The following is a 23,262-nucleotide window of genomic DNA, read 5'->3' as shown; positions in this document are numbered from 1 at the left end:
GTGCATGACGACGCCCGCTCCGACAGAATCCTGCGCTCCGTCCCGAGGCTGCTGCGGCCACCAGGTCCGGTTCGACGGGGCCTCGCCCGCCTATCGGCGCGTGCTTGTGGCCGTCATCGCCCTTAATCTGGGTGGGTTCTTCGCGGTCGCCGCGGGCGGTCTCATGCAGGGATCGGCGGCGCTCGCCGCCAATGCGATGGACTTCCTGGCCGACAGCGCCACCTACGCCATCAGCCTCTGGGCCATCGGAAAGTCCGTGCGGGTGCGCTCCGGCGCCGCAGTCTTCAAGAGCGCGAGCCTCCTCGTGATGGCCGTGACCATTCTCGGCTACGCCGTCTGGAGAGCCGTCACCGGCCAGCCGCCCGAAGGCGCCGTCATCACCGGTCTTGGACTGGTCGGTTTCGCAGCCAATCTGGTTGCGGCCCTGCTACTCGTGCGCTTCCGCGAGGGCGACGCCAACGTCCGCTCCGTCTGGCTCTGCACCCGGAACGACCTCATCCACAGCCTCGGCGTCGCCGCGGCCGGCGGGCTGGTCTGGCTGACCGGATCCCGGTGGCCGGACCTGCTGGCTGGCCTTCTGTTGGGCGGGGTCTTCCTGCAATCCGCGATCTCTATCCTGTTACAGGCAAGAGCGGAGAGCCGCGCAGCAACGTCTGCGGCGCGGACTTTGTAACGCATTGCCTGATGTCGGGAACGGAAGTAACGAGCGCGAGATGACCTGGTCGATGACGACATGGGCGAAACTGATCGTGGCGGCGACCATCGTCTTCGCCGCCTTCTTCTTCGCGCCTGCCGTCGACGCCGCCACCTGCCTGCCCGAACCTCCCGCGGCTCATGCTGCGGTCGATCATGACCAGGGCGATGGCGACCACAGTGGAAAGGGCGCCGGTCACGGCGTCTGCTCGCACGGTCACTGCCACCACACGACAACCGCCCGCACCAACGGCGTCGACTCGATCGCACCCGCGTTCGGAGAACCGCCGTTGCAGAGCGGCCGTCACGACGACTTCCGGGCGTCCATCACGCCCGACGGCCTGAAGCGCCCCCCCAGAGTCTGACCGAAGACCTGCGCCTCCGCGCGCCTCTTCGTCCTCAGAAACTCTGGAAATGAATCATGTCTCCCACATCTCGCAGGCGGCCGCGTTACGCGGTCGGCTGCGCCCTCGCCGCGATCGCGGCGAGCCTGGCCAGTCCCGTATGGGCTGACCCGGCCCCGACCTATGCCCAACTCCTCGCCCAGCTCGGGGACGCTCCGGCGACACTCGAAGCCGGCGCCAACTATGACGCCGCCGAGGCCCGTGTCCGTCAGGCGCGGGTGCGGCCCAACCCCGTCCTCGGCTTCGATGTCGAGAACGCCTACGGCTCAGGTCCCTATTCAGGCCTGAACAACGCGGACATGACCTTGGCGCTGAGCCAGGATCTCGAGCTGTGGGGGCGTCGTTCGACGCGTATCGCCGCCGCCCGCGCCGAGGCCGGTGCGGTCGGGCTGCAGCGGGATCTCGCCGTGGTCGACGCCGCCGGCCGTCTCGCCCTCGTCTACGCCGAGGCGGAAGCGGCGCAGAGGCGCGCGACCCTCGCCGAGGAAACCCTGACCCTCACGGTCGCGGACGCCCGCGCCGCCCTGACGCTGGTGGAGGAGGGACGCGAGCCCCTGCTGCGCGGCATCCAGGGCGAGGCCGAGGCCGCCTCGGCCCGCGCTACGCGGGATGAGGCCGTCGCTGAGCGCGACGCCGCCTACGCGCGCCTGACCGCGGTCGCCATGACCCCGGTCGCCGTGACCCGGATCGACGACAGTCTCCTGGACGAGACGCCCGCGACGATCGGCTCCGTGATCGATGACGCTCCTACGGTCCGCGTGGCCGAGGCGCAGCGGTCCGCAGCCGAACGGCGCATCGATGTTCAACGGGTTCAGGCCCGCCCGGACATCAACGCCAGCATCGGCATCCGCCGCTTCGAGGCGGAGGACGCGACGGCCCTGACCTTCGGGATCAGCATGCCGTTGCCGCTGTTCGACCGGAACCGGGGGAACATCGAGGCGGCCCAGGCCGAATTTCGCGCGGCCGACGCCCGGCTGATGAGCGCACGGCAGGAGGCCCAGGCGGATCGCGCCGCTGCGGTCGCCCGCCTCGCGGCCTCCGTCAGCCGCGTCAACGCCGCCGACGCCGGCGTCACCGCCGCCGAGGAAGCCTACCGCCTGTCGCGGATCGGCTTCGAGTCCGGCCGGATCTCCCAGGTCGAACTGCGGGTCACCCGCACAGCCCTCGTCAACGCCCGGTCCGCCGCCGTGGACGCGCGTCTCGCGCGTGTCCGCGCCGAGATCGATCTCGCGCGCCTCAACGGCCGCGCCCCCTTCGAAGGAGCCCAGTGATGCGCAAAGGCACATCCAACAAGACACTGCTGATCGGCGGCGTCGCCGCCTTGGTCGTACTCGGAGGCGGCGGCCTCTGGTTCGCTACCCGGTCCGCCGAACCGGCTGCGCCGCCGGCCGCTGAAGGCGAGGCCGGCCATGCCGAAGAGGAGGGCGGACATACCGAGGGCGAGGCCGCCGAGACCGAGACCGAGGGGCGGGTCGAACTGACCGCCGCAGAAATCCAGGCAGCGGGCATCACGATCGTCGGCGTTGGCGGCGGTGGCGGGGGCGAAACCCGTCTGGCCGGTCGCGTCGAGCCGATGGTCGATTCCCGCGCCGCCGTCGCCGCTGCCGTCGGCGGGCGCGTCGAGCGGGTCCTCGTCGCCCCGGGCCAGTCGGTCCGGGCGGGCCAGCCGCTCGTCAGCCTCGTCAGCGGCGAGGCGGCGACCTTCCGCGCCGAGGCCGATGCAGCCGGAGCTTCCGCCGAGGCGGCCCGTCAGGCCTATGAGCGCAATCGCAGCCTGTCGGATCAGGGCATCGTCGCGCGTCAGGAAGTCGAAGCGTCACGCGCCCAGTTCCTGAGTGCAGAGGCGCAGACCCGCGCCGCCCGCGCCCGTTCCGCGGCCGCAGGATCGCCGAACGCCTCGGGACGGCTGAGCGTGACCAGCCCGATCTCCGGTGTGGTCAGCAGCGTTCAGGTCGGACCGGGCGGCTTCGTCGCCCAGGGCGGCGTGGTGGCTGAGGTCAGCAACCCGGCCCGGGTCGAAATGGTCTTCAACGCGCCGCCGGCCCTGGCGGCCAATGTCCGCGCGGGCTCGCCCATGCGCGTCACCGGCCCGAACGGGGAGTTCGACGCCGTCGTCACCGGTGTCGCGGCCGACGCCGGTCTCAGCGAGAGCGGTGCGACCGTGATCCGCGCCCGGCCTTCCGGCGCGACCCTGCCGCCGGCCGGGTCGGCCGTCACCGGCGCGGTCGTGACCGGCCAGGCTGCCGGCGGGATGACCGTTCCCACGGAGGCGGTTCAAACGGTCGACGGGAACACCGTCGTCTTCGTTCAGGTCGAGGGCGGCTTCCAGGCCGTGCAGGTACTGGCGGGCCGTCAGGCCGCAGGCCGCACCGAGATCCTGCGGGGACTGACCGGCTCCGAACGCGTCGCCTCCGCCAACGCCTTCCTGCTCAAGGCCGAGATGGCCAAGGGCGAAGCCGAGCACGGGCACTAGGGGGGCGTCATGTTCAAAGCGATTATCGAAGCCTCGGTTCGCTTCCGATGGTTCGTGGTCCTGGCGACGGCGATTGTCGCCGCCTTCGGCCTCTACAACCTGACGCAGCTACCCATCGACGCCGTCCCGGACATCACCAACCGGCAGGTCCAGATCAATACCATCGCCCCGGCGCTCGCGCCCGAGCAGATGGAACGCCAGGTCACCTATCCCCTCGAAACCGCCATGGCGGGCATTCCGGGGATCCAGACCACCCGGTCGCTGAGCCGAAACGGCTTCAGCCAGGTCACGGTCATCTTCTCCGACAGCACGGACATCTACTTCGCCCGCCAGCAGGTGGCCGAACGGATGGCCCAGGCGCGCGAGCGACTGCCCGAGGGTGTGGAGCCGGCGCTTGCGCCGATCACCACCGGCCTCGGCGAAGTCCTCATGTGGACGGTCGACTTCAAGCCGTTCAACAGCGCCAATCTCGCCAAACCGGGTGAGCCCGGCTGGCAGGCCGGCGGCGCCTATCTGACGCCCGAAGGCGAACTGCTGACCACGCCACAGGCCCGCGCGACCTATCTCCGCACGGTCCAGGACTGGATCATCGCCCCGCGCATGCGGACCGCGAAGGGCCTGGCCGGCGTCGATGTGAACGGCGGCTATGTGAAGGAGTATGCGGTTCGGCCCGACGCTGCGCGTCTGGCGGGATACGGCCTGAGCCTCAACGACCTCATCGTCGCTCTGGAGCGGGCCAACACCCAGGCCGGTGCGGGCTATGTTCAGCGGTCCGGTGAAGCCCTGACCGTCCGAACCGACGCCCTGGCGCAGACCATTCCGGATCTCGCCCAGGCCCCCGTGGTCAACCGCAACGGACTGGTCGTGCGGGTCGCCGATGTCGCCACCGTCGAAATCGGCCAGGCGCCGCGTCTCGGCGGCGCCAGCCGCGACGGCCACGAAGCGGTCGTCGGTACGGCGCTGATGCTGGCCGGCGGCAACAGCCGGACGGTGGCCCAGGCCGCCGCCGAACGTCTGGAGGAAGTCTCCGCGAGCCTGCCGCCGAGCGTCGTCGCCGAACCGGTCCTGAACCGGAGTTCGCTCGTCAACAAGACCATCTCGACGGTCGCCAAGAACCTGATCGAAGGCGCCCTGCTGGTGATCGTGGTTCTGTTCCTGCTCCTGGGCAACATCCGGGCGGCCTCGATTACCGCCCTGATGATCCCGATCAGCTTCCTGTTCGCGGTCATCGGCATGAACCGCTTCGGCATCAGCGGAAACCTGATGAGCCTCGGCGCGCTGGACTTCGGCCTTCTGGTCGACGGCGCGGTCGTGGTGGTCGAGAACACCCTGCTGATGCTCAGCCAGAAGCGGGCCGAGGCCGGCCGGATGCTGACGCGTCGGGAACGTCTGGCGGTCGCCGGAGCCGCGGCGCGTCAGATGGTCAAGCCGGCCGCCTTCGGCCAGCTCATCATCCTGCTGGTCTTCACGCCCCTGCTCATGCTCGAGGGCGTGGAGGGCAAGACCTTCATCCCGATGGGCGCGACGGTCATGCTGGCCCTGGTCGGCGCCTTCATCTTCTCCTTCACCTTCGTGCCGGCGATGACGGCCCTGCTGGTGCGGGATCCGAAGAAGGTGGAGGTCGACGAGCACGGCCACGCGCACGAGCACGAGACCTTCATCCTCCGCTATGCGCGCCGATGGATCGAACCGGCCATCCGCGCGGCCGTCGATCGTCCGAAGATCGTCCTGGCGTCCGCGCTCGGCGCTCTCGTCATCGGCGGCATCGCCTTCAGCACCCTGGGGCGTGAGTTCATCCCGACCCTGGACGAAGGCGACATCGCCATGCAGGCGCTTCGCGTGCCGTCAGCATCGCTGGAGCAATCCCTGGCGATGCAAATGGCGCTCGAGCGCGTCATCAAGGCCCAGCCCGAGGTGAAGACCATCTTCGCCCGGACCGGGACGGCCGAGGCGGCTGTGGACCCGATGCCGCCGAACATCTCCGATGCGGTCATTGTCCTGAAGGACCGCAAGGAATGGCCCGATCCGAACCTCCCCAAGGAGGAACTGATCGCGCGCTTCGAAGAGCTCGCCGCCGGCCAGCTCGGCAACAGCTTCGAGTTCAGCCAGCCCATCGAACTGCGCTTCAATGAGCTGATCTCCGGCGTCCGGACTGACCTCGCGGTCATGGTCTACGGCGATGACTTCACCCAGCTGCAGGCCACGGCGGACCGGGTCGCCAACGCCCTTCGCGCGACGCCCGGGTCTGCGGACGTTCGCGTCGAGCAGGCGTCGGGGCTCCCAACCCTGACTGTCAGCGTGGATCGCTTCGCGGCCGCCAACTACGGCCTGTCCGCCGCCGATGTCTCCGAAGCGGTTTCGGCCGCGGTCGGGGGCGCCGAGGCCGGGCAGATCTTCGAGGGCGATCGCCGCTTCAGCGTCGTCGTTCGTCTCGCGGATGAAGCCCGGAACGATCCGGCGGCACTCGCGGCCCTGCCGATCACCACCGCTACGGGCGTGACGGTTCCGCTCTCCTCCGTCGCCCGCATCCAGGTGGCCGAGGGGCAGAACCAGATCAGCCGCAATGACGGCAGCCGGCGGATGGTGGTTCAAGCCAACGTTCGCGGGCGCGATCTGGGCGGCTTTGTCACCGAGGCCCAGGCGAAGGTGCAGTCTGAGGTCGATCTCCCCACCGGCTACTCCCTGACCTGGGGTGGGCAGTTCGAGAACCTGAAACGGGCCGAACAGCGTCTGGGCCTGGTCATTCCCATCGTCTTCATCCTGATCGGCGTCCTGCTGTTCATGGCGTTGGGATCCTTCGCGGAGGCGGGACTGGTGTTCGCCTGCGTGCCTCTGGCCCTGATCGGCGGCGCCTTGGCGCTCGTCCTCAGGGGGATGCCCTTCTCGGTTTCGGCGGCGGTCGGCTTCATCGCCGTATCCGGTGTCGCGACCCTGAACGGGCTGGTGCTGATGCAGGCCATTCGGGAACGCCTGACAGGCGGCGCCGACCCACGCCTCGCCGCCATCGAAGGGGCGACGAGCCGGCTGCGCGCCGTCCTGACCACGGCCCTGGTCGCCATCGTCGGCTTCATTCCGATGGCGTTCGCCCACGGTGCCGGGGCGGAGGTGCAGAAGCCTCTGGCCACCGTCGTAATCGGCGGCCTGCTGACGGCGACGGCCTTGACCCTGCTGGTCCTGCCGACCTTCGCGGCCAAGGCCGTGAAGCACCGCAAGGCTGAAGGGCTCGAGGAATGAGCGAGGCCCACGCAACGGAGCAGGTCCAGCGCCGCACCCTCCTCACGGTGCTGGTCCTGAACGCCCTGTTGTTCGTGGGCCTGGGAGTCGGCGGCATCGCCGCCGACTCCAGCGCCCTGCTGGCCAATGCGGTCGACAACGGTTCGGACGCGGCGGTCTATCTGATCAGCTTCCTGGCGGTCGGACGCGCCCTGGTCTGGAAGACGGGGGCGGCGCGAGCCTCAGGCGTCATGCTCCTGATTTTCGCCGTCCTCGTCCTGCTCGACGCGCTGCGGCGGACCCTCACCGCGACCGAGCCAGTCGGCCCGACCATGATGGTCCTCGCGGTTGTGGCCGCCGTCATCAACCTCGTCTGCCTGCTGCTGATCCGTCGGCAGCACAGCGGCGACGTCAACATGAAGGCCGCCGAGACCTTCAGTCTCAACGACTTCGCGTCCAACGGCGGCATCCTCGTCGCGGGCGGTCTCGTCATGTGGCTCGACCAGTCGTGGCCGGACCTTCTCGTCGGCGTTCTGGTCGCCGCAATCGCCGCCAAGGGCGGCATCGACATCCTGCGCGATGCGCGCAAGGCCTCTGACACAGGAGCGGCCCAGTGAGCCCGTTGCTGCCTCACGATCTCCACCCCGGTGGAGCCTCAGCTCCCGACCTCGCACGGGTCCAGCGCTGGCGGAAACTCTTCATCCTCGTCGGCCTGTTCGCCCTCATCACCTGGACGGCGCTGGTCGAACCCACGCCCGTTCTCGAACATCCGGTGGAGCATCTCGGTCTGATCGCCATCATGCTGTGCGTGATCGGGCGAGCCTGGTGCTCCCTCTATATCGGCGGCCGAAAGAAGCAGGAGATCGTTTCGGCGGGACCCTACTCGCTGTGCCGGAACCCCCTCTACCTGTTCAGCTTCATCGGGGCGTTCGGGATCGGCGCCCAGACAGGCAGCGCCACGGTCGGACTGGGCTTCGCCCTGGCCTGCTGGATCGTGTTCCGCACCGTCGTCGGGCGCGAAGAAGCCTATCTGAGCGAGACCTTCGGGGAGGTCTATGACGACTATCGCCGTCGTACGCCGCGCTTCTGGCCCGACCTGCGAGCCTGGCGCGACGAGCCCGAGCTCTCGGTGCGACCCGCCTTCTTCCTGCGCACCGTCCGCGACGGCCTCGTCTTCCTGCTGGCGATGCCGGTGTTCGAGTCCCTCGAGCGCCTGCAGCAGATCGGCTGGTTCGACGCCGTCCTGCGCCTGCCCTGACCGGAGGGCTTCGGATGACCCGCAAACGTCTCGTGACGCTCCTTTCGGCCGGCTTGGCAGCCGCAGCCTTCGCCGCCGGGGCGGCGGCGCGCCTCGCCTGGACGGGGCCGGAACCGCGTCGCCCGACCGAAGCCCCGCAACGCCCATCGCCTTCCGCTCCTGTGGAGTTCGACCATGCCTAAGACCGTCAAACTGGATCTGCCCGTTCTCCTTCCGGGTGCGCCCGACGCCTCCGACGCCTGTGTCGGCAGACTGATCAGTCTGTTGCGCATCACCGACGGAGTCGAAAAGGCGCACGTCGAGGAAACGGATGACGGACCGAAACTGTGTATCCACTACGATCCGGAGCGGCTTTCCCTCGCCCAGGTTCGCCGTGCGGCCACACAGGCCGGGGGATCGGTCAGCGATCGCTACGATCACCTGACCGGCTGGGTCGAAGGGGTGCGCCACGCGCGGCATGCGAGGACGCTGGAGGCGGCGCTGGCCGCAGAGCCCGGCGTGCTGCAGGCGGCGCTCGACGCTTCAGGAGCTATCCGGGTCGAGTTCGACCGGCAGAAACTGGAGCGCACAGACCTCGAGGCGCGGCTTCGGGGCCATGGTCTGCAACTCTCGGCGAAGCCCCAAGCCACGGTCTCCGTGGACAGCGGCCACGGTCAGGACGGCAAAGCCGGCGAGGCGGGGCATGAAGGGCACAATCACGCGGCCGGGGACAGGCACGACCATGCCCATGGTGGTTTGCTGGGGCCGAACACCGAGCTGTATTTCGCTCTCGCCAGCGGCGGCGCTCTCGCCGTCGGCTATCTGATCGAACGGTTCGCGCCCGGTGTTCCCGGGTGGGCTCCACTGGTCCTCTTCCTTGCGGCCTATCTGTTCGGAGGCTTCTTCACCGTCCGCGAGGCGGTCGAGAACCTGAAGCGACGCCGCTTCGAGATCGACACCCTCATGCTGGTCGCGGCGGCGGGTGCGGCCGCCTTGGGCGCATGGGCCGAGGGGGCCTTGCTGCTCTTCCTGTTCAGCTTGGGTCACGCTTTGGAGCATTACGCGCTCGGGCGGGCGAAGCGGGCGATCGAGGCGCTGGCCGCCCTGGCGCCTCGCACCGCGCATGTGCGTCGCGGCGAAGAGGTCGTGGAGCTTCCGGTCGAGGACCTGGAGATCGGCGATGTCGTCGTGGTGCGCCCGAACGAGCGCCTGCCGGCCGACGGCTTCGTGGTCGTCGGGACGACCAGCATCAATCAGGCCCCGGTCACCGGCGAAAGCATGCCGGTGGACAAGCAGCCTGTGTCGAACGCGGAAGAGGCGAGGGCGCGTCCAGCGGGCGTCATCGCCGCCTCGGTCGTGTTCGCGGGGACCATAAATGGCGCGGGCGCCATCGAGATCGAGACGACCAAACGATCGAGCGACACCACCCTCGCCAAGGTGGTGCGGATGGTCAGCGAAGCGGAGACGCAGAAGTCGCCGACGCAGAGGTTCACCGACCGGTTCGAAAGAATCTTCGTACCCCTCGTGCTGGCCCTGGCCTTCGTCCTGCTGTTCGCCTGGGTCGTCGTCGACGAGCCTTTCCGCGACAGCTTCTACCGGGCCATGGCCGTGCTCGTGGCGGCCAGCCCCTGTGCCCTGGCCATCGCAACGCCCAGCGCGGTTCTGTCGGGTGTCGCCCGCGCGGCCCGCGCCGGCGTGCTCATCAAGGGCGGCGCGCCGTTGGAGAATCTGGGTGCGCTCGACGCCATCGCCTTCGACAAGACCGGCACCCTGACCGAGGGGCGACCCCGGATCACCGACGTTGTTCCGCTCGGACGGACCTCGCAAACCGATCTCCTGACGGTCGCCGTCGCCGTCGAGCGGCTCAGTGACCATCCCCTCGCGGAGGCGATCGTCCGCGACGGGAGCCAGCGCCTGATCGCGGCTCCTGTGCAGACCGCGACGGATCTCCGCAGCCTGACGGGAAAGGGCGTCACCGCGACACTGAACGGCGAGACGATCTGGATCGGCAAGCCGGAGATGTTCGGGGCGGATGGCGTCGCGCCGCTGGGTCCCGACGCCGAGATCGCCGTCGCGGCCCTGCGCAACCAGGGCCGCACCCTCATGGTGGTTCGCCAGGGCTCACACGACTTGGGCGTGATCGGCCTGCTCGACACACCGCGTAAGAGGGCGCGCGAAACGCTCACGGCTCTGAGGGCCCTCGGCATCCGTCGGATGATCATGATCTCGGGCGACCATCAGAGGGCTGCCCAGGCCGTCGCCGGACAGGTCGGCTTGACCGAGGCCTGGGGCGACCTCCTGCCGGAAGACAAGGTCGAGGCGATCAGGAAGCTTCGGGCCGAAGCCCAGGTGGCCATGGTGGGAGATGGCGTCAACGACGCCCCCGCCATGGCCACGGCGACCGTCGGCGTCGCCATGGGAGCGGCGGGGTCGGACGTCGCGCTGGAAACGGCGGACGTGGCCCTGATGGCGGACGATCTGTCCAAGCTGCCCTTCACGGTCGGCCTCAGTCGGCAGACCCGCCGGATCATCCGCCAGAACCTCTTCGTCAGCCTCGGCGTCGTCGCCTTCCTCGTCCCGGCCACCATTCTCGGTCTCGGGATCGGGCCGGCCGTCGCCCTGCACGAAGGCTCGACGCTCCTCGTCGTCTTCAACGCCCTGCGGCTGCTGGCCTGGCGCGATCCGCGCGCAGAGCCCTGACCCTCAAATCCCAGAAAAGGAGACTTCCATGAAACGGTCCGGATGGGTCGGCGTGATTGCGCTGTTTCTTCTCATATCGGCCTTCGGCTTCGGGATGCTGTCCCGCCAGAACGCGACCCGACCTCAGGCGGGCACGCCCGTCGATGCGCGTCCGATCGACGCCCATGCGGGTCATGCCGACGCCGCGGCGGACAGTCCGGCCACCCGCTCCTTCAAGGAGGCCAACGAGCGCATGCACCTGGCCATGGAGATCGACTACAGCGGCGACGCCGATGTCGACTTCATGCGCGGGATGATCGCCCACCATGAGGGAGCGGTCGCGATGGCCCGGATCGCCCTGGAGCACGGGAAGGACGCCGAGGTTCGCGGGCTCGCCGAAGAGGTGATCCGCACCCAGGAAGCAGAGATCGTCCGCATGCGTGTGTGGCTCGCCAACCGCGCCGGGCGTCCCGTCGAGCCGGCGGTCTAGATCATGGGCGGAAAACGCTCCCCGATCCGTAGTCACGCCCCCCGATGGCGGCCAGGCCGGTATCGCCCTCGGGGGCGGACACAACGTCGGGTTCGGCCGTTCGATCCCGTTCCAGATACCCTGATCGCCCTCGCCGGCAGCCTCGTCGCAGGCCTGGTCGTCTGCGTCATCGCCGTGCCGCTCGCATCGCTCTACCGGATACCGATGTATCTCCCCTACGGGGCGCTGATGCTTTTGTTGACCTTCATGACCTACCGTGTCGCCGGACGAGACAAGGCGGGACGGGTTATGGCGGGGGTGATGGCGGTGGTCTGCGTTCTTGGGTCGGCTGCGCTCTTCCTCGGGCGCGACCAGATTGTCCTCGGGTCCCGTCACCACCACGATACCCCCGGCCCGGTCGCCGCAACGCGCGCGGACTGACGTTGGTCGAGGTCGCAGAACCCCGCAGGCCGGCCCGGATCGCGCGCGGCGGCTGGCTCGACGTTCTCCGGTTCGTCGCCGGCGCCCTGATCATCCTGTATCATTTTCGCGAGGCGGCTCCGACGCCGCTGGGCGAACTCCACCCGGTGTTTGACCGGGGGTTCCTGCTGACCAACTTCTTCATCATCGATTCCGGGTACATTCTGGCCCGGATCTATGGCGACGGCTTCGCCGCCCGCTCGCTCAACATCCTGGACTATATCCGCCAGCGCGTCCTCAGGGTCGTCCCGTCTCATCTCGTCGTGATCGGCGTACTTGCCGCAATGGTCGCCGTCGCCGCCGCGGTCGGCATTCGCCCGAGCAATCCCCAGTGGTTCGACTGGGCGCAGCTCCCGGCGCAGGCGGCTCTGCTTCAGGCCTATGGCGTTCCGGGGGGACAGGGCTGGAACGCGCCGACCTGGACGCTCTCGGCCCTGCTCGGATGTTATCTCCTGTTGCCGTGGATATGCCGACTGATCTGGCGTAGGCGGCCCTGGCTGATCGTGGCGGGCGCCGTAGGGCTTCTGATCCTCGCGGACTGCGCCAGCCGCGCCTGGCTCGGCGATCCGATCTATCGCCTGCCTTTCCGCCACGGCTTTCTGCGAGCCCTGCCTCTGTTCCTGCTCGGTGTTGCGGCGGCGCTGTTCGGGGCGCGCGTCTATATCCCGCCGAGGCTCGCCGCGATGGCGGGGATCGTCGCCCTCGGCGTCCTCGTTTGCGCGCAGGTGATCGGGACCACCGCCTTGCTCTCGCTTCTGTTGCTGACCGTGATGATCTGGGCTGCGGGCGCGACGCCGGTCGCGAGACCCTCACGCCTGATCGAGCATCTCGGCCTGATGTCGTTCGCGATCTTCCTGACCAATGAAGTGGTCCGGATCCTCTGGTTCGGGGTCTTCGATGCGATCGGACAGGCAGGCTGGTCCTCAGATGTTCGCTGGGCGATCTGGACTGCGGGTCTGGCGAGCGCCTTCATCGGAGCTGCAATCTTCCGGTACGCCTTCGACCGCCCTGTTCAGGCCCGTCTCAATCCGCCGCGAAGACCACCGCAGGCGCCCGGCGTCAGCGCCGAGCGGCCCATCGCCTGAGGGGCTCTCCCGGAAGGGTCGCCGTCAGGCGGGTTGGGGCGTTCTTGCGCGCTTGAGCCGGACAACATTGAGGAGGTGCGCGAGGACGAGACTCAACCCGCCGACGATGGTGGCGATCGGAGCGGTCTCCACCGTCGGGCGTTCGGCCGCGCCCGCCACAAGCGCCAGAATGGCGGCGATCGCGAGGCCCCGAAGCATCATGGGTGCGCCCACGCGAGGTGTGACGAGCGCGATCCAGGCCGCACAGGCCGCGACGCCGGCAAGCGTCCAGTGGAGCCACTCGCCGCCGGCGAGCCCCGCCAGGGGCAGAAGGCCAAGCACCCCCGCGCTCGACACACAATGGACGACGCAGAACACGGAAAGACCGGCGCCGAACAGGTCGATTGGCCGGGAACGACCGGTGTCTGTGGGGGCGGGAGGCATGTTGAGAATGTTATTGTGTAACGCGCCGTTGATCCAGTGAATTGTCGTCGCGGACGCGCCTCGGCGATGATGATTTCGTGACGACCCGCGGATTGGTTTGCGGTACTATGGGGGAGTATCTTTCCGATCGGGTCCGCAGATGTTTTCTCCGCTGTCCAATCCCGCCTACCGCAGGCTCTTCATCGCCCAGGTGTCGGCTCTGCTCGGTACGGGCATGGCGACCGTCGCCCTCGGCCTGCTTGCCCATGATCTGGCCGGCGCCAACGCCGGAGAAATTCTCGGCGCAGCGCTCTCGATCAAGATGGTGGCCTATATCGCCGTCGCGCCGTTCGCGAGCGCCATCGCCGCGCGCTTGCCGCGCAAGACCCTCCTCGTGTCGCTGGACGTCGTCAGGGCGGGCGTCGCCATCACCCTGCCGTTCGTGGGCGCCGCCTGGCAAGTCTATGCCCTGATGGCCGTGCTCTACACGGCCTCCGCCGCCTTCACCCCGGCGTTCCAGGCCATGATCCCGGACCTTCTGGAGGACGAGGGGGAGTATACCAAGGCGCTCTCGCTCTCCCGCCTCGCGGCGGACCTCGAAAGCGTGGCCAGTCCGGTGGTCGCCGCCGTTCTGCTGGCCTTCATCAGCTACAACAATCTGTTCGTGGGGACAGCTCTCGGCTTCGCGCTCTCGGCGGTCTTTGTCGTCCGGGCGATCCTGCCCCGGTCCGCCGGCGCAGCGCCCTTGCCCTTCATACGCCGGCTGACGGCTGGCGCCCGGCTGTTCGCCCTGACCCCGAGGCTGAGAGGCCTTCTGGCGGTCAGCCTGGCGACCGCCGCAGGCGGCGCGATGGTGTTCGTGAACACCGTCGTGCTTGTGCAGAGCAGCTTTGGCCTCTCTCAACAGGCGACGGCCTGGGCGCTCGCGGCCTTCGGCGCGGGGTCGATGACCGCCGCCCTGCTACTGCCGCGCGTCCTTCAAAGGATCCCCGACCGCTCCGCCATGATCGCGGGCGCTGGCGTCATGACGGGCGTGCTTCTGCTCGGCGCCTTTGTGGCGACGTCCTACCCCATCCTTTTGGGGCTCTGGATCGTCATGGGCTTCGGCTATTCGCTGACCATCACGCCGGCCGGTCGGGCGCTTCGACGGTCCTCGACCTCGCAAGACCGCCCCTCGCTGTTCGCCGCCCAGTTCGCCCTGTCCCACGCCTGCTGGCTGATCGCCTATCCGGTCGCGGGGCTCGTCTCCGCCGAGGCGGATCCCCGCGCGGCCTTCCTTGTGCTCGCGGGCCTCTGCGCGGTGGGTGTGGTTCTCGCGCTCGTGGTCTGGCCCCGCTACGACCCGGCCAATCTCGCGCACTCGCACTCGGACCTGGACGCCGATGACCCCCACCTGTCCGAAGGCGAGCGTCCGGACCGGCAGTCCAGTTGGCACGCCCATCCGGTCGTGATCGACGAGGCGCATCCGCGCTGGCCGCGACCGGACGAGAAATGATGGCGGGGCGCGTCAGGGGGTTCCAGCGCCCCGCCATCCGGTCGGCCGACTGGCGGCGGCCGACCCACAAGCGGGTCAGACCACCCGCTTGATCTCGGTGTAGGCGCCTTCGGTTTCGACCGTGATCGTCACGGTCTCTCCGGTCCGGTTGCGCCAGAACCAGCCATGGCTTCCGTCGAAGGCCGCCGTCAGCTCACCGGACTGCTGCAGATCGGTGCCCTTTCCGTAGCCGTGATAGCGGACGCCGGGGCGGTCAGCGTGGGTGTCGAAATTCACCGCACCTCCGCTGCTCCTCCAGGTGAAGCGGACCTTGGCGCCTTCGGCCATGTCCATCTTCAGCTCTGCGCCCTGGTTGGGGGCCAGTTCGATCACAGTCTCGTCCGAGCGGATGCCGGCTGCGGCGGCTTCAGCCGTGACCGGCCGGGCTGACGGCGCCACCGGACCGGTGGCTGCGGCCGGTGCTGCGGCAGGCGTCGGCGTGGAGGCGACGCCCGAGGTCTGGCCGGCGGCGGCGGCGTCCGCCGCAGCGTCAGCCTCGGCTTCCAGCGCGAGCTGGCGTTTCAGCTGGCCCATTTCCGTCAGGCCGAAGACCGAGCCGATACGCGTGGGATCGACGCCATATTCGGCTGGAAGGACCACAGTGACGAGGATCGCGCCGGCGACGACGGCGGCGATGCCGGTGGATTTCAGCAACTCCTGCGTGGTGGGCAGTTCGGAGCGGGCGGGGCGGTTTGCGTTAAACATGGAGGGGGCTCCGATCACATGACGAAGAAGCCGACGAGCTGGTAGCCCGTCAGAATGAAGCCGAGGCACATGACCACGGCGTTGGTCAGGAAGGCGTGGTTCCAGAAGCTGTTCGAGCGGCGCCAGAAGCCCATCAGGATAAGGATGCCGCCGAGCGCCAGCAGCTGGCCGGCCTCGACGCCGATGTTGAAGGCGATCAGGTTGCCGATCAGGCCGTCCGGCGACATCTGGAAGTCCTGCAGCTTGGTCGCGAGACCGAAGCCGTGGAACAGACCGAAGATCAGGGTCGCCGCCTTGGTGGAGGGCTGGAAGCCGAACCAGCGCTGGAAGGCGCCCATGTTGTCCAGGGATTTGTAGACGACGGACAGGCCGATGATGGCGTCCACGATGTAGCTGGAGACGCTGATGTCGGTCAGCACGCCCAGCAGCAGGGTTGAGGAGTGGCCGATGGCGAACAGCGTCACATAGATGCTGATGTCCTTCATCCTGTAGAGGAAGAAGATCACGCCGAAGAGGAACAGCAGGTGGTCGTATCCGGTGACCATGTGCTTGGCGCCCAGATAGACGAAAGGCCAGAACAGGAAGCCGGTGGTCTCCTGGATGTAGCCCTTGTCGCCCTCGGCGACGCCGTGGGCGAGGGCCTGACTGAGGGCGCCGTCCAGAAGCATGAAACTGAGGATCAGCAGAAGCGCCGTCCAGGGCGATCGGAGCCACGACCAGGAGTCGCGGCGCAATGCAGAAGTCATGATTGACCTTTCGCGGAGTTGGGGGAGGGGGTGAGGAAAAGGCTGCGCACCAGGGTGCGGGCGGGCCGCTCCCAGAAGGCGTGCAGTGCGAAGGCGCTGGCCAAAGTCACGACCAGCAACAGAGCCGCTTCGGAAGCGGACATCCGGTAGGTGCTGTCGATGCCGCCCAGCATCGCCATCCCGTTCTTCCAGATGATCAGAAGCGGGAGATGGACGAGGTAGAGGGCATAGGAGGCTTCGCCCGCCTCCAGCAGCAGCGGATGGTTGAAGACGCTGTCATCCTCGGCGCGGTCCCAGAGGGCCAGCGCGAGGACGACGACGCCGGAGGCCGCCACGATCAGGCGCTCGTCGGCGCTGATCGCCATCAGGCAAATCAGGGCGAAAAGCGATCCGATGGCGGCGAGCGTCGCCGTCCGGCGACCGCAACGGATGCGGCAACCGAGCTGGTAAAGGCCGATCCCGAACAGGAATTCGGGAATGATCCTCAGCACGCCGAGCACGAGCTCGGCATGGGTGAGCTGGTCCTTGAAGATCCAGCGGTAGAGGCCGTCGATCACCAGGAACAGGCCCACCGACAGACCGATCACCATCCAGGGGCGGCGGCCCGACCTGAGCCCGATGAAGGCGAACACAGGGAAGGCCAGATAGGCGGCCCATTCCGCGGACAGGGACCAGGACGGGCCGTTCCACTCATTGGGAACGGTAGCCGGGAACCAGGCGTGGGTGAGGGCGAGGGCGGACGCGAACCCCGGCAGCGAGTAACTGTCGGCCGCGAACGGCTGACCCAGGGCGATAGCCGCCAGGACGATGAACGCCATCAGCACCATCATGGCGAGATGAGCCGGATAGATCCGGGCCAGCCGCGCGATGAGGAAGCGCTTGTGGTTGTAGGTCCCGTTCCGGATCTGACGCCCGTAGACGTGCGCCAGGATGAAACCCGACAGAATGAAGAAGAAATCGACCGCGAGGCGTGCGCGCTCGATCAGGGCGAGCCCCGTCCCGCCCTCGGGCGTCATGTTCAGCTGGTAGTGGAAGAGCACGACGCCGAGGGCGAGCCAGAACCGAATGCCGGTCAGGGCCGGCAAACGGTCCGGGAAGCCCGGCGCCGACGCGTTGGGGACCGCCTCGGCGCCGCCCCCGCTCTTCCTGCGAAGAGCGGAGTTCATCAGACGCTCCGTTTCCGGAACGGCAGACGATCCATCCAGCTGGCGCGCGGCGCGCCGTCCACGGTCCGTTCACGGCCGTGCACGAGGCTGTAGAGCGCCGGAAGGACCATGAGGGTCAGCACCGTGGAGGAGACGATGCCGCCGATAACGACCGTGGCCAGCGGACGCTGGACCTCGGCGCCCGCCCCCACGTTGATCGCCATCGGCACGAAGCCGAGGCTGGCGACCAGGGCTGTCATCAGAACCGGCCGCAGCCGGGTCAGGGCGCCCTCGTGGATGGCCTCCTGCACCGGCTTGCCCGACTGGATCAGGCTGCGGATGAAGGTCACCATCACCAGGCCGTTGAGCACGGCCACGCCGGACAGGGCGATGAAGCCGACCCCGGCCGAGATCGACAAGGGCAGATCGCGCAGCATCAGCGCAGCGACCCCACCGGTCAGCGCCAACGGCACCCCGGAGAAGACGATGGCGCTGTCCTTGACCGAGCGGAACAGGGCGAACAGCAGGCCAAAGATCAGCAGCAGAACCGCCGGAACGACGAGCTGCAGACGATTGGCGGCCGAGATGAGCTGCTCGAACGTCCCGCCGTAGGTGACCCAGTAGCCGGCCGGCAGATCGACCTCGCGCTCGATCCGGTCCTGGGCTTCTCCGACGAAGGAGCCCAGATCGCGGTTGCGCACGTTGGCGGTGACCACGATGCGGCGTTTGCCGTCCTCGCGGCTGATCTGGTTGGGTCCGGTCTCAAGTCCGATCGTTGCGATTTCGCTGAGCGGCACGAAGCCGCGCGGCGAGCCGTCCGCCGACGGCAGCGGCACCTGGATGCGACCGATGGCGTCGGTGTTGCTCCGAAGGTCTTCCGGCAGGCGAACGACGATGTCGAAGCGACGGTCGCCGTCGAAGATCTGGCCCGCCGTCGCGCCGCCCATGGAGGTGGCGATAACGGATTGCACGTCCTCGATGCTCAGGCCGAGGCGAGCGATAGCCGCCCGATTCGGCGTGATCTGCAGCATGGGCAGGCCGGTGACCTGCTCGGACTGCGGATCGGCCGCGCCGTCGATCGAGCCGACGATTTCCTCGATCTGGGAGCCGAGCTGAACCAGGGTGTCCAGATCGTCACCGTGGACCTTGATGGCCACATCCGCCCGGACGCCCGAGAGCAGTTCGTTGAACCGCATCTGGATCGGCTGGGTGAACTCGTACTTGCTGCCCGGGATCTCGTTGACCGCTTCTTCCATCTCGCGAACGAGCTGCAGCTTCGGCTTGCGGGGATCGGGCCAGTCCTTGCGATCCTTGAGCAGGATGAAGGTGTCGGCAACCGACGGCGGCACGGGGTCGGTCGCGACCTCGGCCGTGCCGATCTTCGCGACCACGCGCTCCACTTCCGGGAACTCCGCCAGCCTCGCCTCGAGCGCGGTCTGCATCTCGATGGCCTGGCTCAGGCTGGTGCCCGGAATGCGCAGGGCGTGCATGGCGATGTCGCCCTCGTCCAGGTTCGGCACGAACTCCGACCCCATTCGAGAGGCGCCGAAGGCGGCGAGGGCCACCAGGGCGATCGCCGCGCCGACCATCGCGGTGCGGAACTTCAGGGCGAAGTCCAGCGCCGGACGGTAGCCGACCCGCGCCCAACGCATCAGGAACGGGTCCTTCTCGGTCACTTTGCCCGAGACGAAGGTGGCGACGGCCGCCGGAACCAGGGTCAGGGACAGGACGAGCGCACACGTCAGGGCGATGACGACGGTGATCGCCATCGGGTGGAACATCTTTCCTTCGACACCGTCGAGGGCGAAGATCGGAATGTAGACGAGGGTGATGATCAGCACGCCGAAGAGGGACGGGCGGATCACTTCGCTGGACGCTTTGGATGCGAGGTCGAAGCGTTCCTGACGAGTCAGCAACCGACCGAGCTGGTGCTGGGCTTCGGAGAACCGCCGCAGGCAGTTCTCCACGATGATGACGGCGCCGTCGACGATCAGACCGAAGTCCAGCGCGCCGAGGCTCATCAGATTGCCCGAAGTCCCGGTGCGCACCATGCCCGTGATGGTCATCAGCATGGTGATCGGGATGACCGCGGCAGTGATCAGGGCGGCGCGGATGTTCCCGAGGAGCAGGAACAGCACCACGATGACCAGAAGCGCGCCTTCCAGCAGGTTCTTCTCGACCGTGCCGATGGCGCGCTCGACCAGATCGGTTCGGTCATAGACCGGGGAGGCGATCACCCCGGCGGGGAGGGCTTTGGCGGCCTCCTCCAGGCGGGCTGCGGCCGCCTGGGCGACGATCCGGCTGTTCTCACCGGCCAGCATCAGCACGGTGGCGAGCACGGTTTCCTTGCCGTTCTCGGTCGCCGCCCCGGTACGAAGTTCCTCGCCCAGACCGACCTCGGCCACTTCGGCCACCCGGATCGGCACGCCGCCCCGTGTGGTGATCACGACGTTGGAGAGGTCCTGCATCGACGAGGCCTGACCCGGCACGCGAATGAGCCATTGTTCGCCGTAGCGCTCGACGTAACCGGCGCCGACGTTGGCATTGTTCCGCTCCAGCGCCTGCACGACCTCGGCCATGGTCACGCCGTAGGCGGCGAGACGTTCCGGACGCGGGGTGACGTGATATTGCCGCTCGAAACCGCCGATGGTGTTGACCTCGGTGACGCCGGGCGTGTTGCGCATCTGCGGACGGATGACCCAGTCCTGCAGGGTGCGCAGATCCTCAGGCGTGTATGGCGTTCCGTCCGGCTTGCCCGCGTTCGGTTCGGCCTCGATCGTGTACATGAAGATCTCGCCCAGCCCGGTCGCGATCGGACCGAGCTCAGGCGACAGACCGGGCGGAAGCTGGCCGAGCGCGCTTTGCAGTCGCTCGTTGACCAGCTGACGCGCCCGATAGATGTCGGTGCCATCCTCGAACACCACCGTCACCTGGCTCAAACCGTAGCGTGAGACGGATCGGGTGTAGCTCAGGCCCGGCACCCCCGCGATGGCGGTCTCCACCGGGAAGGTGATGCGTTGTTCGGCTTCAAGGGGCGAGTAGCCCGGGGCCTCCGTGTTGATCTGAATCTGGACGTTGGTGATGTCGGGCGTCGCGTCGATCGGGAGCTTCTGGAAACTCCAGACCCCGACCGCGCAGGCCACAAGGACGAGCGCCATGACGACCCAGCGGAACCGGATCGACAGCGCGATGATGCGTTCAAGCATGATGCCGCGCCCCCACTAGTGGTCGTGGCTCGCGCCGGACTTGTCGATGTCCGCGCGAATGAGGAAGGCGCCGTCCACGACATAGGTCGTGTTTGGATCGATACCGCCCAGGACTTCGGTCCACTCGTCCGTCCGACGCCCAAGCTCGAGCATGCGGACCTCATAGGTGTTACCCACCTTGGCGTAGACGACGGTGAAGTCCCGGAAGGGCTGAAGCGCACGGGTGCGGACCGCGAGCGGCACTTCCCCGGTTCCGACCTGGACCGTCCCGTCGACGCCCAGGCCCGGGCGCCAGACGCCGCCTTGGGCCGGCAGGGCGACGTGGGCGACGAGCGTCTGACTGAGCACGTCATCAGCCGGGAGGATCGCCTCGATGGTGCCGGTGGTGGTGTTCTCGCCGGCGGTCCTGCGCACCTGGACGCGCTGGCCGACCCGCACCCGTTCGGCGTCACGCGGATAGAGGAAGAACTCCGCATGCAGACGGGTCGGATCGCCGATCATCAGCATGGGCGTCCCGTTGCCCGTGATGGCGCCCGGATTGATGTTCTTGGCGGTGATGACGCCCGAGATCGGGGCGGTGACCGAATAGGTCTGCAGGCTTTCGCTCGACTCCACCCGGGCGACGACCTGGCCGCGGGACACCCGTTGACCGAGCTGGACGTTCAGCGAGACCACACGGCCGGGGTAGCGGGCGTGGACCTCGGCTTGGGCTTCCGGAGCCAGCTCCACCCGGCCGGTAAGGGGCAGGGCTTCCGCCAGCGTGGCCGGCCCGACCTGTTCGGTCGTGACCCCGCCCGCCCGTGCGGCCTCCGCCGTGATCTGCGTACGGCCCTCGTAGGACTGGTAGGTCCACCTCGAGGTCTTTCCGCCCCGCACCGCGTTCACCGCGACGTCGAACGAGTGGGGCTCGGTGACGACGCCGGGGCTGGCGAGGTAGGCGCCCTCGGGGGTGAAGGTGAACCGATCAACCTGTGGCCCCAGACGCGTCAGCGCCATGGTGAGCTGAACCTGCCGGGGATCGAGCGGCTTGTCGTTCAGATACGGATAGATCCGGAAGAGGGGCTCAGGGCCTTCTTCGTAGATGGTGACTTCCAGCGAGAAGTCGCCGTCGCGGAGGAGGCGGCCATTGTTCGGGCCACGCTCGTAGTCCCCGGCGGCCGCCGCTTCGGCGCCCTCGGCCTTCTCGGCGCGCTCACCGCCGCCGCCGCAGGCGGCGAGCACCAGAGCAAGGCTGGTCAACGCCGCGCCGGAGGCGAGGCGCAGTGCATGTGTACGGGTCATGGTTGGGTCTCCAGGCCGAGCAGGTCGGCATGCGCGCCTGTCAGACGGTCCAGTCTGGCGCGGTCGGTGTGGAAGGCTTGCAGGATGGACACGCGCCTCGCCCGGGCCTGCAGCAAGGCTGTCTGCGCGGACATCACGTCGTTGTAGGTGAAGCCGCCGCGCCCGAAGCCCTCGCGGACAAGGGTGACGGCACGCTCCGCCTGAGGCAGGGTCTCCTCGGCGATGCGGCGCGCTTCGCTGGCCTTGGCGGCCAGCTGCACCTGAAGCCTGAGGATTTCGCGCTCGCGCTCGATCTCGAAAGCGCGGCGATCGGCCTGGGCGGCTACGCCCTCGGCCTGGGCGCGGGCGATTGCGCCTTCATTGCGGTCGTAGCGTTGAAGCGGCATCGATCCGCCGAACACCAGGGCAACTTCGTTGTCCCAGATGTGGCGGACGCCGAGGCTCACCGTCGGGTCGGGCACGGCGCGCGCCTGTTCGACCCGCACCTGGGCGTCGGCGATCAGACGGCGGGCATCGAAAGCCGCGAGATCGATCTGCGCCACCGGACCGGCTTCCCGGCGAGAGGCGCTCGTGTCCTCGAAGGCATCAGCCCCGAGGGTGAACTCTGATCTGCCGAACCAGAATTTGGCGAGGTTGACCCGCGCCATACGCGCGCCGACCTCGGCCTGGTCGAAGTCGATCTGCGCCTGGGCGAGCTCGGCCTCCGCCCGGGCCCCTGCGAACAGGGGATCTCGTGCGGCGTTGACCCGTCGGGAGACTTCACTCTGGAAGGCCTCGGCCAGATTGAGCCGCTCCCTGGCGATTTCGAGCAAGGCCTCCGAAGCGAGCGCTTCGGCCCACGCCGTCTGGACCAGCTCGAGCCGGTCGAGCTGCGCGGCCCTGGCGTCGGCGAGAAGCAGATCTCCCTCGGCCCGGGCGAGCGCCGTGCGGGCCGGACGATCGCCGCCCCGTTCCAGACGTTGCTCGTACGTCAGCGTGGTCTCGGTTCGCCCGAGAATATCGCCGCCGCCGAGCGTCGGCAGGTTCTCGACCATCAGTCCGACGTTCGGATTGGGTCGGACATCGGCCTGCCGCACGCCGGCTTCAGCGGCGCGACGACGAGCTTCGACACCGGCGAGCGCCGGGTCTGACGCGGCGGAAAGACTGAGGGCTTCGCGCAAGCTGAGTTGCGGGTAGCCGTTCACGTCGGCGGGGACCGGCGCCGCTTGGGCGAACACCGGGGCAGGGGCGAGCGACGCCCCAAGGGCGAGCGCGAGCGCAGACACGGCTGCGGCGCGCACCCGCCATCCGGCAGCGCCGGATGCAGGTAGTTTCAAGGAATTTCTCCAACAGGACGCGCACGGCCCGGAGGCCGCGCAGGATCAGCTTTTCAGGCGATCAGGCGTTCTGTTTAGGAGGGTCGAGCGGGCTTTCCGGACGCGTTCCCGCCAAAGGCGGAGTCCGGGCCGGGTTGAGCGCGGGCGCAAGTCCGCTGGAGGGGGAGTTCGGCTGAGGCAGGCCTGCGAGCGCG

General features: G+C 68.3%; 19 protein-coding genes. 12 read left to right on the top strand and 7 right to left on the bottom strand.

All coding sequences use genetic code 11. The features are described from left to right. The first annotated feature begins 4 nt into the window (after positions 1-4). The 11 genes from GGQ93_RS01320 (at position 5) to GGQ93_RS01270 (ending at position 12,733) form a co-directional block, all read left to right on the top strand. Complete coding sequence (locus GGQ93_RS01320) at positions 5-673, top strand: cation efflux transmembrane domain-containing protein (RefSeq protein WP_054766322.1); 669 nt, start codon at positions 5-7, stop codon at positions 671-673. A 40-nt stretch (positions 674-713) separates the two neighbouring features. After that, complete coding sequence (locus tag GGQ93_RS01315; protein ID WP_054766321.1) at positions 714-1,058, top strand: hypothetical protein; 345 nt, start codon at positions 714-716, stop codon at positions 1,056-1,058. Between the two features lie 56 nt (positions 1,059-1,114). After that, entirely contained in the window at positions 1,115-2,368 is a 1,254-nt protein-coding gene (locus GGQ93_RS01310) for a TolC family protein (RefSeq protein WP_183214890.1), read from the top strand. Further along, positions 2,368-3,570, top strand: coding sequence for an efflux RND transporter periplasmic adaptor subunit (locus GGQ93_RS01305; protein WP_054764210.1), 1,203 nt, complete (start codon positions 2,368-2,370; stop codon positions 3,568-3,570). Before GGQ93_RS01310 ends, GGQ93_RS01305 begins: the two co-directional genes overlap by 1 nt. Positions 3,571-3,579: 9 nt before the next feature. After that, positions 3,580-6,804, top strand: coding sequence for an efflux RND transporter permease subunit (locus GGQ93_RS01300; protein ID WP_183214889.1), 3,225 nt, complete (start codon positions 3,580-3,582; stop codon positions 6,802-6,804). Beyond that, positions 6,801-7,400 carry a cation efflux transmembrane domain-containing protein gene (locus tag GGQ93_RS01295; RefSeq protein ID WP_054766320.1) on the top strand — a complete coding sequence of 200 codons (600 nt, stop codon included), beginning with the start codon at positions 6,801-6,803 and terminating at the stop codon, positions 7,398-7,400. The genes GGQ93_RS01300 and GGQ93_RS01295 overlap by 4 nt, the downstream gene beginning before the upstream one ends. Then, a complete protein-coding gene (locus tag GGQ93_RS01290; protein ID WP_224760999.1) occupies positions 7,397-8,041 on the top strand; it encodes a methyltransferase family protein in 645 nt (214 codons plus the stop codon). Before GGQ93_RS01295 ends, GGQ93_RS01290 begins: the two co-directional genes overlap by 4 nt. A gap of 14 nt (positions 8,042-8,055) precedes the next feature. Continuing rightward, the gene (locus GGQ93_RS01285) at positions 8,056-8,223 is read left to right on the top strand and encodes a hypothetical protein (RefSeq protein ID WP_183214888.1); all 168 of its coding nucleotides are present in this window, start codon (positions 8,056-8,058) and stop codon (positions 8,221-8,223) included. Beyond that, the gene (locus GGQ93_RS01280) at positions 8,216-10,720 is read left to right on the top strand and encodes a heavy metal translocating P-type ATPase (RefSeq protein WP_054766319.1); all 2,505 of its coding nucleotides are present in this window, start codon (positions 8,216-8,218) and stop codon (positions 10,718-10,720) included. The genes GGQ93_RS01285 and GGQ93_RS01280 overlap by 8 nt, the downstream gene beginning before the upstream one ends. A gap of 28 nt (positions 10,721-10,748) precedes the next feature. Further along, entirely contained in the window at positions 10,749-11,189 is a 441-nt protein-coding gene (gene copM, locus GGQ93_RS01275; RefSeq protein ID WP_054766318.1) for a CopM family metallochaperone, read from the top strand. Between the two features lie 422 nt (positions 11,190-11,611). Further along, a complete protein-coding gene (locus tag GGQ93_RS01270) occupies positions 11,612-12,733 on the top strand; it encodes an acyltransferase family protein (RefSeq protein WP_224760995.1) in 1,122 nt (373 codons plus the stop codon). A 24-nt stretch (positions 12,734-12,757) separates the two neighbouring features. Here the strand turns inward: GGQ93_RS01270 and GGQ93_RS01265 are convergent, their stop codons facing one another. Then, the gene (locus tag GGQ93_RS01265; RefSeq protein ID WP_054766317.1) at positions 12,758-13,156 is read right to left on the bottom strand and encodes a MerC family mercury resistance protein; all 399 of its coding nucleotides are present in this window, start codon (positions 13,154-13,156) and stop codon (positions 12,758-12,760) included. 139 nt (positions 13,157-13,295) lie between these two features. Here GGQ93_RS01265 and GGQ93_RS01260 point away from each other — a divergent pair, with 139 nt between their 5' ends. Beyond that, positions 13,296-14,630 carry an MFS transporter gene (locus tag GGQ93_RS01260; protein ID WP_054766316.1) on the top strand — a complete coding sequence of 445 codons (1,335 nt, stop codon included), beginning with the start codon at positions 13,296-13,298 and terminating at the stop codon, positions 14,628-14,630. A 75-nt stretch (positions 14,631-14,705) separates the two neighbouring features. On the opposite strand, the gene GGQ93_RS01255 is transcribed toward GGQ93_RS01260, so the two are convergent. Genes GGQ93_RS01255 through GGQ93_RS01230 form a run of 6 tightly spaced genes read right to left on the bottom strand, consistent with a single transcriptional unit; the run spans position 14,706 to position 23,032 of the window. Further along, on the bottom strand, positions 14,706-15,374 hold the full coding sequence (locus GGQ93_RS01255) for a hypothetical protein (RefSeq protein WP_054766315.1): 669 nt from the start codon (positions 15,372-15,374) through the stop codon (positions 14,706-14,708). A 14-nt stretch (positions 15,375-15,388) separates the two neighbouring features. Beyond that, positions 15,389-16,120 (bottom strand): HupE/UreJ family protein, encoded by a 732-nt coding sequence (locus GGQ93_RS01250; RefSeq protein WP_054766314.1) that lies wholly within the window; start codon positions 16,118-16,120, stop codon positions 15,389-15,391. Then, positions 16,117-17,286 carry an acyltransferase family protein gene (locus GGQ93_RS01245; RefSeq protein WP_054766313.1) on the bottom strand — a complete coding sequence of 390 codons (1,170 nt, stop codon included), beginning with the start codon at positions 17,284-17,286 and terminating at the stop codon, positions 16,117-16,119. The genes GGQ93_RS01250 and GGQ93_RS01245 overlap by 4 nt, the downstream gene beginning before the upstream one ends. Next, positions 17,286-20,471 (bottom strand): efflux RND transporter permease subunit, encoded by a 3,186-nt coding sequence (locus tag GGQ93_RS01240; RefSeq protein WP_183214887.1) that lies wholly within the window; start codon positions 20,469-20,471, stop codon positions 17,286-17,288. The genes GGQ93_RS01245 and GGQ93_RS01240 overlap by 1 nt, the downstream gene beginning before the upstream one ends. A gap of 15 nt (positions 20,472-20,486) precedes the next feature. Beyond that, positions 20,487-21,752, bottom strand: a complete 1,266-nt coding sequence (locus tag GGQ93_RS01235) for an efflux RND transporter periplasmic adaptor subunit (RefSeq protein ID WP_054766311.1) — start codon at positions 21,750-21,752, stop codon at positions 20,487-20,489. Next, positions 21,749-23,032, bottom strand: a complete 1,284-nt coding sequence (locus tag GGQ93_RS01230) for a TolC family protein (protein WP_224760994.1) — start codon at positions 23,030-23,032, stop codon at positions 21,749-21,751. The genes GGQ93_RS01235 and GGQ93_RS01230 overlap by 4 nt, the downstream gene beginning before the upstream one ends. Between the last annotated feature and the right edge of the window lie 230 nt (positions 23,033-23,262).

The organism is Brevundimonas aurantiaca, from assembly GCF_014199955.1.
GTDB classification, from domain to species: domain Bacteria; phylum Pseudomonadota; class Alphaproteobacteria; order Caulobacterales; family Caulobacteraceae; genus Brevundimonas; species Brevundimonas aurantiaca.
The sequence above is the reverse complement of the archived record's forward strand: the minus strand, read 5'-3'. Positions and strand labels throughout refer to the sequence as shown.